This is a genomic window from Marinobacter sp. NFXS11 (assembly GCF_040148675.1).
GTDB lineage: Bacteria > Pseudomonadota > Gammaproteobacteria > Pseudomonadales > Oleiphilaceae > Marinobacter.
The window spans coordinates 744,265-757,122 of sequence record NZ_JAGDDV010000001.1 but is presented as its reverse complement, the minus strand read 5'-3'; the positions used below and the strand labels follow the sequence as shown (position 1 = coordinate 757,122).

Below are 12,858 nucleotides of genomic sequence, written 5' to 3'. Positions count from 1 at the left end.
TCTGGAAGCTTGCACCGGCCTTGGTCCGGCACGAAGCCTCAGTCTTACAGTTTGCGGCCTTTGCCAGCAGCAATCCGCAGACGCAGAGCGTTCAGTTTGATAAAGCCTTCCGCATCCTTCTGATCGTACGCACCCTGATCTTCCTCAAAGGTGGCAATCTTCTCGTCGAACAGAGAATCCTCAGACTTACGGCCAACCACATCCACATTGCCCTTGTAGAGCTTCAAGCGAACAGTGCCGTTTACATAGTGCTGGGTCTGATCGATCAGCGCCTGCAGAGCCTCACGCTCTGGCGACCACCAGTAACCGTTGTAGATCACCTCGGCGTAGCGCGGCATGATGCTGTCTTTCAGGTGCGCCACTTCGCGGTCCAGCGTAATGGACTCGATGGCACGGTGGGCACGCAGCATGATGGTGCCGCCCGGGGTCTCGTAACAGCCGCGGGACTTCATGCCCACGTAGCGGTTCTCAACGATGTCCAGACGGCCAATACCATTGGCACCCGCCAGCTTGTTCAGGGTTTCCAGAACCACGTGGGGCTTCATGTCCTGACCATCAATGGCAACGATGTCGCCCTTCTTGTAGGTCAGTTCAACGTAAGTCGGCTCATCCGGCGCGGCTTCCGGAGAAACACTCCAGCGCCACATATCTTCCTCGGCTTCCGCCCAGGGATCTTCCAGGTTGATGCCTTCGTAAGAGATGTGCAGCAGGTTGGCATCCATGGAGTACGGGCTCTTGCCCTTCTTCATTTCCACCGGAATGTTGCGCTCTTCGCAGTACTTCAGGAGCTTCTCGCGGGAATTCAGATCCCACTCACGCCAGGGCGCAATCACCTTCACACCCGGCTTCAGCGCATAGGCACCCAGCTCGAAACGCACCTGATCGTTACCCTTGCCGGTCGCACCATGGGAAATGGCATCGGCACCGGTCTCATTGGCAATATCGATCAAACGCTTGGCAATCAGAGGACGGGCAATGGAGGTACCCAGCAGATACTCACCCTCGTAGATGGTGTTCGCGCGGAACATCGGGAACACGTAATCGCGCACAAACTCCTCGCGCAGGTCCTCGATGTAGATTTCCTTAACGCCCAACGCCTCGGCTTTCGCCCGTGCCGGCTCAACTTCCTCGCCCTGGCCGATGTCGGCGGTGAACGTCACCACCTCACAGTTGTAGGTATCCTGCAACCACCGAACGATGACGGAAGTATCCAGGCCACCGGAATAGGCCAGCACCACCTTTTTGATATCAGACATGCCCTTGCTCCAGACTGAACAGAATGGATGTGTTGAAAATAAGGGCAGTATTGTACGGGAGAGCGGGGGGAATGGCTATTGGGCGCGGGTATTATAGGCGGGCCCAGGTCGAACCAAGGGTCAGATGAAAGCGTTCATCTGACCCCGTTTTCAGCGAAGCGGATGTGGCGATTCAACCAGCCTGCTGCTGGCCCACAGCCTCTTCACGAATCCCATCCCAGCCTTCTTTGATGGAATGAAGGAGAGACAAGACCTCATCAAGCTTTTCTACATCATTTTTCGCGCTGGCTTGGAGCAAAGTCCGCTCCATATAATCGTAGAGTGCTTCAAGCCTTGGGGCCAACTCGCCGCCTTTCTCAAAATCGAGGAAGCTGCGAAGACCGCCAATAATATCAATAGCTTTCCCGATCAACTGCCCCTTTCCAGCCGCGTCTTTGGCTTGCATACGAGCTTTAGCCATATTGATACGTTCAATAGCACCGTTGTACAGGAGCTGAATCAACCGATGGGGATCCGCATCGATTGTGCTCGTTTGGTTGTTAACACGCTGGTATGCCTGCAAACCGTTCATATTCGACCTCTTGAGTTACTAACCGATCTTAACTGATCAGTTGTCCCGATTGTTTTGAGGAGCCAGCGCCGCAAGCTGCTGACTCACATAATCCTGTGTACTGTTGAGCTGCGAAATCAAGGAATCGGCTGCAGTGAACTGGCTAACCAACCTCTCCCGATAGGCCGCTATACGCTCTTCAAGCCGCGTCTGACTCGCCTGTATCTGCTCCAGATCCCGGTTAAGACTCTCGGTCCGCGACTCAATAGCGCCATCGGCGCCAACAAAACTCGAGACCAAATCAACCGTTCGCTCAGCGACGCCTTCAACAAAAGTGATCGAGCCTCTACTTCCAATCTCATCACCAAGAATGCGAACCTGCAAACCAGAAGCGCCGCCATTTCCGTTCCCAAGGAACAGAACCTGGCCATCCCCTTCTGCTGTTCTTCCACCGATCGTCCCGGCAACATCAACGCCTGATGTGCTAGTTGCCAAATCGAGACCGAAAATCGCTGAGCTTTCTGCGGAGTCCAGAGAAACAGCCGAATCACTTCCATAATCCGCAGATGTAAAACTCAGATTGCCGCTGCTGTCGAGCTCAACCTGCACTGAGGTACCGGCCGCATTGAGAGCGTTGTTACTGTTTAGTTGGGATTGGATTTCATCGACCAGATCCTGAGCAGACGCATACGTCTGCTGAGTCAGCTGAACACTTACCGATGTCTCGCCGTTCACCTGGAACGTCAGCTCATCATTGGAGCCATCAATCGTAATGCCATCCGCCAACGCGCTTCCAGCACGCAAGCTTCCCTGAGTCGCCGCCTGGGTAATATTGATATCGTACTTACCGGGTTCGGTGTTTAGGCCGCTACGAACAAACTCGACCTGACTGTCAGTTGTCCGCCCCTGCTCTGCGAACAAAGCGGTAACGTCATCCGGGTTATTTTTAAGCTGTTCCTCAAATGTGGCTCGATCAAATTCCAGACCGCCAGTCTCAAAATTGGTGGTTATGCCCACATCAGCCAAGCTTCGCACTGCAGAGTTTTCAAGTCCGGGAACAACTCGCGTGAGCACCTGCCGCAACTGATTCTGAATAGACCGAACCGTGCTGTCGCCGGTAAGCAAGCTGCCAACGCCCGCCTCGGCATTGAAGCCAGCGAGGCTGTCGATTGTCGACTGCAATGCGTTGAATTTGTCCACAAAACCCTGGACTCGATCCGCAACCGCCCCCAAATCCTGCTGCACCTTGATGACAGAAGAACCAGTAGCCGTGAGATCAAACGTCAGGCCGTCGATGACATTCTCAAAACTGTTCGTGGCGCGAGTAATCTCAACACCGTTGATTTCCATCACCGCATCGGTTGCTGCAATGGTTTCGCGCAGCCCCGAATCAGCATCCATCCCCGAGTTAAATGCAAACCGAGACAAACCCTGGTTATCAGTGCCTGTCCCAACGCTATCGTCAGCGACAGAAATACTGACGGCATTGGCGGTACCAGTCTCATCGGCCGAAAGCACCAACTGAAAGCCGTCTCCGGTATCGATTACACCAGCGGATACGCCGGCATCAGAATCGTTAATGGCATTCGCCAAACCCTGAAGGGTGTCGTTGCTACTATCGATCGTAATGTTTGTCGTCTGGTCGCCGACATTTAGGGTAAGCCTGCCCTGACCGACGCTGGTTGCGTCGCGATCAGCAAATACATCGCGGGACGCCAGGGCCTGAGCTCCAGCAAGACTAGTAACTTCTACGCTGTAAGTGCCTCGGCTAGCCTTGGTGCTGTCCACAGAGACAGCGATATCTTCGTTCGAAGAACTTGCCGAAAACGCTTTTAGGTTATCGGGGGCACTGAGCTGGCGCATTGGCAAGCGCAGTTCGGTAATCGCACTCCTAAGCGTCCCATACGCCGAAATCAGAGACTGCGTTTGCTCAGTTTTCTGAGTTAACCGCTCTTCAGTGGGCGCACGCTCCGCCGCGACCAACTGATCGACCAGATCAGATGTCAGAACGCCGGAACCAATACCCAACGATGATATGCTTGCCATTCCAATGCCTCCTCAAGGGGGCGAATCTCTTCACTGTTCAGTTTATCGGCAAAAAGCGGCAAAACTTTGCCTTTTTCTTCTGCCGATTTGTAACACAAAGTAACCAGTCTCGCGCTGCAAAAGCAAAAAATGCAGATTGCGTCATCACCCCAAAACGCAAGCACCGCCATATCCTTGAAGATATGGCGGTGCTGAACAGCCGCTGCCCCATCAGAGGGCTACGTCAGCAACCAAAGCCCAAGCAAGTTTTCTGCCAACCCTCAGTATATTACTGTAACAAAGACAAAACCTGCTGGGGCCGGGCATTCGCCTGGGCCAGTACTGAGATACCAGCCTGCTGCAGCACCTGAGACTTGGACAGCTTCGCAGTTTCCGCTGCAAAGTCGGCATCCAGGATTCGACTGTTGGAAGCACTCAGGTTCTCGACAGACGTGCTCAGGTTGGCAATCGTGGACTCGAAGCGGTTCTGGACCGCACCGAGATCGGACCGGAACTGGTTTACCTGGCCGATTGCAAAGTCTACGGCAACCAGCGCCTGATCGGAGCCTTCACGGGTGCTAATATCCAGACTGTTGAGTGACACTGTCGAGTTTTCCGGATCGCCCGCAGTATCAATCACCTGGTTTACTTCAGGCGTGCCATCCGCATCCACATCGGTCGTAATCGAAGCGACGAAATCTTCTCCTTTGGCAGATGCCAGAACAATGTCATTGCCGTCAGAGCTCAGGAAAGCTGACACTCCAGTGTTTTTGGTCTCGCCGTTAATCTGCGCGACTACGTCCTGGAGACTGCTCGCAGTGACTTCGATAGACTTATCAGCACCAGTGATGTCCACCTTGAAATCAACAGTCTGGCCCGCCGCAAACTTATCGGCCAGGTCCAGCTCCTGCGCAGGTTCTACCTGCCCGATTCCAGAGCCGGTGGAGTTGCTAGCAATACGGGTACTGTCTTCTAGCTCCAGGTCAAACGTGAAGCCGCCACTGTTAGCCGTATCAACTATAGAAAAGGCATTAAAAAAAGGACTCGCACTGTAATCAACAGTAATGTTGGATTGATTGAACGGCGGAGATTGAATCACCGCCTCAATTGCGTCGGCTGCGTCCTGGCCACTCGTCACGGCAGTGAAATCGATGCTGACCTCGTCACTACCCACCGTGAGAGTGCCCGTCATGTTGCCGTCATACACGAAGCTGGCTGGTTCGGAAATGGTGCTCGACCCGTTATTGGGAATGGTGCCCGATAACACATAGATGTTCCCGGGACTTCCGGTGGCATCCTGAACAGAAAAATCAGTGAGCGTTCCCGGAGTAGTTGTCGGGTTGCTGATCTTGAATATTTCGCCTTCAACGGAAACCGTCGCTTCTTCAAAGCCAGCTTCATTTTGAATAGCGTTTTGTAAATCACCCGCAAAACTGGCGATCCTGTCAGCTCGCGTGGCTCCGCCAGAGTAGTCTGTTGTGGAACTCAGGCCTGTCGCGCCAAGGTCGCCAGCAACCGTGATGTCTGTGCTGAAGTCGAGACCCGAGACATCCAGTTCGGTAACGCCAGCTTCGCCAGGCCCGATCACAGTAGAAGAAAGGCCCTCAGTTTGCCGAATCGTTGCGCCGAGCTCACTGCCCCGAGAATCAAGGCCAGCCACAGAGATGGTCTCACCTGCGTTTGCGCCAACCTGAAACGCTTGAGCGCCAAAGGTGCCATCAAGAACCTTCAAGCCATTAAAGGAAGTCTGGCTCGCAATACGATTGACTTCCGCAATTCGCTGATTAACCTCACTATTCAAGGCTTCGCGATCGGAAGCGCTGTTGGTAGCGTTTGCGGATTGAACGGCCAACTCACGAATACGCTGCAGGTTGTTGGTGATTTCGTCCAATGCACCTTCAGCAGTCTGAGCAAGAGAGATGGCGTCGTTGGCATTTCGGGCAGCCACGTTCAGACCAGAAACCTGGGATTGGAAGCGGGTGGAAATCGCTAGACCAGCAGCATCGTCTTTGGCGGAGTTGATACGTAGACCGGATGACAAACGCTCAAGTGCCTGGTTCGACAGCTTCTGCGACTGCCCCAATTGATTCTGAGCGGAAAGTGACGCAACGCTCGTATTAATTCCCAAGGCCATTGCGCGATCCCTATCAATGCAAGGTGTTTGCAAATTGCACTGTCACGCGGCTGGCCGAGTGACAGTGGTGTTTCCTTGCGAAAGCTGAGCTTACAAAGACCGGCTGGCTTTCAGACTTTGATATTGAACAGTGTTAGCGGTTCATCCTGCTGCAGATTTTCGGCCAATCTCACAGCAACCTCGTCGGGAATCTGACGAATAACTTCCTGAGTCGACTGATCAACCACTTTGACGATGGTCTGGCCAAGGTCGTTGTCGACTTCAAACTGTAGATCCCGCTGAACATTCTGAACAAAACTATTCAGTTGGCTCACCGCATCATCCAGCTGCTCCCTTTGAGCATCAGTTCGCGCTTCCAGCTTTTCAGCTTTCGTCGCGCTTTGAGCCGCCTGAGTACTCTGGACTTTTTCAGTAGTGGAGAACGAAACGGAAGGGTCGGGGGCATTCCTGCCCTCGGCCTGAGATGACGAAATTGCCCGAGCCGGCGCTTGTTCACTGGTGCGAACCAGCTTCAGATCCGGGCTGTTCAGGTTAACGTCATTCATAGCTTTACCTCGCTATCCTTAGACGGAGTAAAACCGGAACTCGAAGGTTCCGGTTTTTACCGCTTGCCCCTTACTGCAGGAGGGACAGGACCTGCTGCGGACGGGCGTTCGCCTGAGCGAGGACAGAGATACCGGCCTGCTGCAGCACCTGGGCCTTGGACAGCTTCGCGGTTTCTGCTGCGAAGTCCGCGTCCAGGATACGGCTGTTGGAAGCACTCAGGTTCTCAACAGACGTGCTCAGGTTGGCGATGGTTGACTCGAAACGGTTCTGAACCGCACCGAGGTCTGACCGGAACTGGTTTACCTGGTCGATAGCGAAGTCAACGGCTACCAGCGCCTGGTCAGAGCCAGCTCGGGTGCTGATATCAAGCCCATTAACCGAAACGTTGGAGTTGGGATCCGTTGAAGAGTCGACGGTCAGGTCCACTTCGTTGGTGCCATCACCATCTACGTCTGTAGTAATGGATGCTGTGAAGTTCTCACCCTTCGCAGACGCGAATACGATGTCGTCACCGGAAGAGCTCAGGAAGGCAGACACACCGGTGTCCTTAGTTGCGCCGTTGATCTGAGCTACAACATCCTGCAGGTTGCTCGCGTCGGTCACTTCGATTGCTTCGCCTGCAACATTCAGGGAGAAGGAAGTTGTTTCACCGGCTTCGAAACGAGAAGCTACCGTCTGCTCTTCAGCTGCAGTCAGAGTGGAAACAGAGCCGCCTGTAGACGCATTTGGCGTTCCGCCATCGCTGGCCGTGATGTTTGCTATATCGTAAGTGACAGCTGAGTCGCTCTCTATTTGGACCACACTGCCATCGTCGACCGCACCCAAATCAGTGCCTGCTGTGAAACCAGCAGCAGTCAAACCGGCCTGTACAGCTGAAGTGAGATCCGCCAGTGTATTACCGGTGCCCGCTGCCAGAGAAAAGCTTACAGTGGTGGTGTTAGATGAGTCATCTGTAACGTCAAAAGAGCCGGTAACGCCAGAGTCCAAGTCCAAAGTACTCGGATCAAAAAGAGTAGCCTGGGTCGCCGTGGTTGAGCCATCAGTCGTGGAGACATCAGCCCCAGTAACACTCACTTGGGTACCAGATGCGTCAGAAATATCAATCGTTGCAGCGATGTCAGTAGTGCTGGCATTACTGAATACGATGGAGTTGCCATCATCTGAGGCAGCTACAGTCACATCAGCAAGGTTGCCGTTGGAATCAATCTCACCCTGGATCGCTGCCGCAAGTGCATCAGCATCAGCATAGGTCGCAGCAGCTACGTCAATAGTCTCGCCACCGATTGTTGAGGAGACGGTGATGTCACCAGAAAAAGCAAGGCCCGAAACATCCAGGGAAGTTTCGCCAGCGTCACCGGCACCGAGAGAGGTAGCTGCGAGGCCGGAAGTCTGAGAGATAGTTGCGCCCAGCTGACTGCCACGTGAATCCAGACCAGCTACCGAGATAGTCTCACCAGCGTTCGCGCCTACCTGGAACGCCTGAGTGCCGAAAGTGCCATCAAGAACCTTCAGGCCGTTGAAAGAAGTCTGGCTCGCGATACGGTTAACTTCGGCAATACGCTGATCAACTTCCTGGTTCAGCGCCTCACGGTCCGAATCACTGTTAGTGGCGTTAGCGGACTGAACAGCCAGTTCACGGATACGCTGCAGGTTGTTGGTAATTTCGTCCAGCGCGCCCTCAGCGGTCTGGGCCAGAGAGATACCATCGTTAGCGTTACGGGTCGCTACGTTCAGACCAGAAATCTGAGACTGGAACCGAGTGGAAATCGCAAGACCTGCTGCATCGTCCTTAGCGGAGTTGATTCGCAGACCGGAAGAAAGACGCTCCAGAGCCTGGTTGGATAGATTCTGAGACTGACCCAACTGATTCTGGGCTGAGAGCGATGCAACGTTAGTGTTGATACCGAGAGCCATTATGCTTCTCCTTCGACTGATGTCGTTATTTCATGGAAAAGGTCTGGCGCCCGTTTTTCAGTTTGGGAGCGCCGCCCTGTTACTCCACTTAACGGCGCCAAATCCGGTTGCTTTAGAAAAAAAACCACTGTTTTTGTTAACAAATGTAAAACCGGCAATTCAATGCCTTTGTTAGCGGCAGCTGTTTGGCACCAAACTAGAATTTTTCAGCCGCATTCGATCTATTTCATCAATGAAAATAATAAGATAATGGCGAAATTCTTATTTTGGCACGCGATTCGCTTTATACCCTGCAAAACGGCAATTAAACGAATTTCGCCGGCAGTGGTTCCCCTCTTCGTGATCGGGCACCTGGCTTTCGGCACCTCTGAGCAGGGAGAATTGATATGCCTCAGGTCATTAACACCAACATCGCTTCGCTGAATGCGCAAAGAAACCTTAATGCTTCGCAGGGCCAGGCAAATGTGGCTCTAGAACGCTTGTCTTCTGGTCTGCGCATCAACTCCGCAAAAGATGATGCGGCCGGTCTGGCAATCTCTGAACGCTTCCAGTCACAGATCGCGGGCCTCAATCAAGCGCAGCGGAACGCGAACGACGGTATCTCTCTGGCGCAAACTGCAGAAGGTGCCATGGATGAGATCACCAACAACCTGCAGCGGATTCGTGAACTGGCTGTTCAGTCTGCCAACGCAACTAACAGCCCTTCTGATCGGCAGGCTCTTAATCAGGAAGTGCAACAGCGCATCGAGGAAATCAACCGAATTGCCGCCCAAACCTCTTTTAACGGGCTGAAAGTTCTCGACGGCACCTTCGACACTCAAACTTTTCAGGTTGGCGCGAATACGGGCGAAACCATCGCGATCAGCGGTCTCGACTCCCGGGGCAGCCAGATTGGCTCGGTACTGAAAGAAACCGCTGGATTGTCGAGCGACATCATCGGGCCGGGAGAAGCTGCTACGACTGACCTGAATGTGTCGACCCTGGATTTCACAACCGATCTCACGATCACTGGCACCATTGGTGGTGAGGATGTAAGCATCGGCGCTGCTTCCTACGCTGACGCCGATGCGCTCGCCACCGCGCTGCAAACCGAGATTCAGAACGGCGGCGGAGACCTGGCGGAAGTGACAGTCACAGTCGATGGCAATACACTGACGATTACCAATCCGACCTCGACAGACTTGGCTGTTTCTTCGTTCAGCATCACCGATGCAGCAGGGTCCGCAGGTACAACGGCTTCTCGAACTAACGGTGGTGCGATTACCGATAGTGGCGGCACCGATACAATCGATATCAGCACTGGTTTTGATTTCACGAATGGTGGAACGATTACTATCGGAGGCGGCACACCGGTCACAATTGCCGATGGCGCATCTGCGGCTGATATCGCTGCTCAGCTTGATACAGAGCTTGGTGCCGACTTAGATGTTACGGAAAGCGGTGGCACAATTACGATCACTAACCCTGCCGGCGGAGCGGGCGACACCGATCCTGGCACCATCGTTATTGAAGACGGTACTGGCACGCCCAACAATTCAGTAGGTGGCGCACTAGCCAGCATCAATGGTGCTGAAGATCTGACCCTTGGTCAATCGTTCGCGAATGGCGACACCTATAACTTCGAAGTCGATATCAACGGAGATGTGTTTACTTTCGAAGGCATGGGATCATTGAGCGATATCGTTAGCCAGATCAATGCTCAAAGCACCCAAACAGGCATCCGCGCAAACCTGAACTCCGACAACGATGAGATTATTTTTTCATCGCAGTTCGGTGAAGCCTTCGACATTACGATTGATGCCGATATAGATGGAGATGGCATCTTCGGCGGTGTCGACGATTACAATCAGGCTGTCAACGCCACAATTGCTGACGACACCTACGCAGTTACCGGGGTCGACATATCGAGCCGAGATGGCGCGGATTTAGCGATGATTTCAATTGATTACGCAATTGACACCATCAACGGTTATCGAGCAGAACTAGGTGCTGTACAGAACCGCTTCGAATCAACCATCGCGAACCTTGCCACTACGTCCGAGAACTTGTCGGCCTCCAACAGCCGCATCCGTGATGCCGACTTCGCCGCGGAATCCGCCGAGCTGGCCAGAACCCAGGTTCTCCAGCAGGCCGGACTCTCCGTTCTGGCCCAGGCCAACGCGAGACCGCAGCAGGTACTGCAGTTGCTGCAGGGTTAAAGATAAAGAGCGGAACCATGAGGGCCCGGTGCAAACCGGGCCCTCTTTTTTTGGATAAAAATCGCATTCTTCATTAGATGCCTTGCTTCCACAAACTGGCACACCTTTCGCAACACCTCTCTCAACGCACGGCAAACCGTCAAAAACTGCAGACCTTTGCCGCTTCCCATTGCGGCTGTATCCAAGAGGTGTCCCATGCAAGCCAAGCATCAAGTACAGATATCCCAATCCCAACAGGCTCAGGTTGCCCGCCTCCTTCTGCAGGCCAACCTTGCCTATGGGGAGTCCAACAGCAACGGCCTCAGCCATATCCAGCGGCTGAAGTCCCGGCAGGAATGCCGCGGCTATCTGAACGAGGCGCTGGCTCTGGAGCCAGCGAATGCCGGTGGGCTGGGGCTGCTTGGCCGTGTGGAGATGGACGACGGGCAGCTTGAGAAGGCCCATGCCCTGTTCAACGCCAGCCTGGATCATCAGCCGGGGCAAGTGCAGCAGTATTGCAACCTGGGTTACTGGGCCCTGAAAACCGAGCGGCCGGCGCTTGCAGAGCAGTATTTCCTGCAGGCCCTGGAGTGTGACCGGCAATCTGCCGCCGCTTTCTGTGGCGTTGCCCATTCCAAGCGACTGCAGGGGCAGTTTGATGTCGCTTATTTGCATTATCGCAAGCTTCTGGAAACCGGCGCTGAATGGGATTCCGTATACAGCGGGATGCTCACTTGCGCCCAACACCTGGAAGTGAGCAAAGCCGATTCCGCACTGGCCCGTGATGCGATCGCCTTGCTTCAGAGGGATGGTTTGCCGCACCAGGAATTGGGTCGGTTTGTCGGCGCGATTATTTATCAACAGTACGATCTGGATAACCCGGATGCACAGATTTTCCTGGATGCGGCCAGCGAAGATGAACTGCTGATCCTTGCCCTCCAGAAAACTCTGATGCCAAATCCGGCCGTGGAAGAACTGGTGACAATGCTTCGTCGGGCGATCATTGCCGAAGTAGCGCAAACCGTTGAACTTCGGGACGAGCTGCAGCGCCTGACGCTGGCCATCGCTCAGTACGCCGACAGAACCGGCTATGCCCTCGCTGCGGAAGATGACGAAGAAAGACTGGTCTCAGCAATCAACGACAGCATCCAGGCCCAGTTTGCCCTTGGCGAGGAACAGGATGGACTCATCGGATCACTGATGATCAGCGCCATGTATGGTGCCCTCTTCCATCAGCCCTTCGCGGTACAACTTGGCCAATGGAACCTAGTGGATTGGCCCCTGGCATTACAGTCAGTCCTGGCCGCCAGCTATTACGATCGGGCCGAAGACGAAGCCATCAAGCAGAATTTCGATGAGAAGGCCGAGGAGCTTTGCCTGGAGAAGACCGATGTTCCCCAAGCATGGCCGTCCTGGTCCCGGTTGGCCTATCGTACCGAAAGCAGCCTGAAAACCCTGATGGCCACTGAACTGGGGCTGGACACGGACAATCTCCCGGCCACCCTTCGGATCATGGTGTGCGGTGCGCAGTCTGGCCAGCGGGCGATGGAACTGGCCGGCTATCTGGACGATGTGGAAGTGATCGCGGTAGATGAATCCCTGGCCAACATCGCCAAAGCCACGCGCATGGCGAACGAAATGGGCATGGACAACATCGTGTTCTGGCCCTGGTCCATCGCCCAGCGTTTTGTGGCGGATGGCCACCAGGTGCGCTGGATTGAAGTTGGTCGCCTGCCCTCACCGGCCATGAACACCCTTTCGCTTGCCGCCCTGATTAACCAGGCCACTGGTTCTGGTGCAGTGGTGCACATGCACACTGCCATTGCGGAACAAACGGCTGGTGACAAACAGATTCGAAAACTGGTCAGTGAGCACAAGCTACAACCCACGCGACAGACATTGCGCCAACTCCGACGGATGGTTCTTGCCAATCGCAACGATGCCGCCTGGCAGGAACTGACCGCCGACGCTGATTTTTACAGCCTCGGGGGCTGCAGGGACAGATGGTTTCGGCCGCAGGACACAGCCCAATTGAAAGAGCTGATGGCCATGGCGAGTAACGAGGTGGAGTGGAAACTTGTGAAAGCGCGGGATGTGGATGGCCACAGCCTCGCTACCGCACCGGTTCAGAAGCAGATCCAGGCGGAAGCCCTGGGCAGTGAAGTGCAGAGTCTGATGGGGCAGAATCTGAGCGTCTATTTCCTGAAGCGGCGGTGAACAGAAACCCGAGGTCAGATGCAGAGTATCATCTGACCT

At 54.3% G+C, this 12,858-nt stretch carries 8 protein-coding genes; 2 read left to right on the top strand and 6 right to left on the bottom strand.

What is annotated here, in order from left to right; genetic code table 11:
- Positions 1-44 precede the first annotated feature (44 nt).
- The 6 genes from J3362_RS03575 to J3362_RS03550 form a co-directional block, all read right to left on the bottom strand.
- Entirely contained in the window at positions 45-1,256 is a 1,212-nt protein-coding gene (locus J3362_RS03575; RefSeq protein ID WP_064228759.1) for an argininosuccinate synthase, read from the bottom strand.
- 172 nt (positions 1,257-1,428) lie between these two features.
- Positions 1,429-1,827: a flagellar export chaperone FliS gene (gene fliS / locus J3362_RS03570; protein ID WP_349518167.1), complete on the bottom strand. Its 399-nt coding sequence runs from the start codon at positions 1,825-1,827 to the stop codon at positions 1,429-1,431.
- Between the two features lie 36 nt (positions 1,828-1,863).
- Positions 1,864-3,852 (bottom strand): flagellar filament capping protein FliD, encoded by a 1,989-nt coding sequence (gene fliD, locus J3362_RS03565; RefSeq protein ID WP_349518166.1) that lies wholly within the window; start codon positions 3,850-3,852, stop codon positions 1,864-1,866.
- A 268-nt stretch (positions 3,853-4,120) separates the two neighbouring features.
- Positions 4,121-5,965, bottom strand: a complete 1,845-nt coding sequence (locus tag J3362_RS03560) for a flagellin N-terminal helical domain-containing protein (protein WP_349518165.1) — start codon at positions 5,963-5,965, stop codon at positions 4,121-4,123.
- A 110-nt stretch (positions 5,966-6,075) separates the two neighbouring features.
- Entirely contained in the window at positions 6,076-6,510 is a 435-nt protein-coding gene (locus tag J3362_RS03555) for a flagellar protein FlaG (RefSeq protein WP_349518164.1), read from the bottom strand.
- A 70-nt stretch (positions 6,511-6,580) separates the two neighbouring features.
- Positions 6,581-8,425 (bottom strand): flagellin N-terminal helical domain-containing protein, encoded by a 1,845-nt coding sequence (locus tag J3362_RS03550; protein WP_349518163.1) that lies wholly within the window; start codon positions 8,423-8,425, stop codon positions 6,581-6,583.
- Between the two features lie 386 nt (positions 8,426-8,811).
- Between J3362_RS03550 and J3362_RS03545 the strand changes: the two genes are divergently transcribed.
- Both J3362_RS03545 and J3362_RS03540 read left to right on the top strand, forming a co-directional pair.
- Positions 8,812-10,623 (top strand): flagellin N-terminal helical domain-containing protein, encoded by a 1,812-nt coding sequence (locus J3362_RS03545; protein ID WP_349518162.1) that lies wholly within the window; start codon positions 8,812-8,814, stop codon positions 10,621-10,623.
- 195 nt (positions 10,624-10,818) lie between these two features.
- Positions 10,819-12,819, top strand: a complete 2,001-nt coding sequence (locus J3362_RS03540; protein ID WP_349518161.1) for a tetratricopeptide repeat protein — start codon at positions 10,819-10,821, stop codon at positions 12,817-12,819.
- The last annotated feature ends 39 nt before the right edge of the window (positions 12,820-12,858 follow it).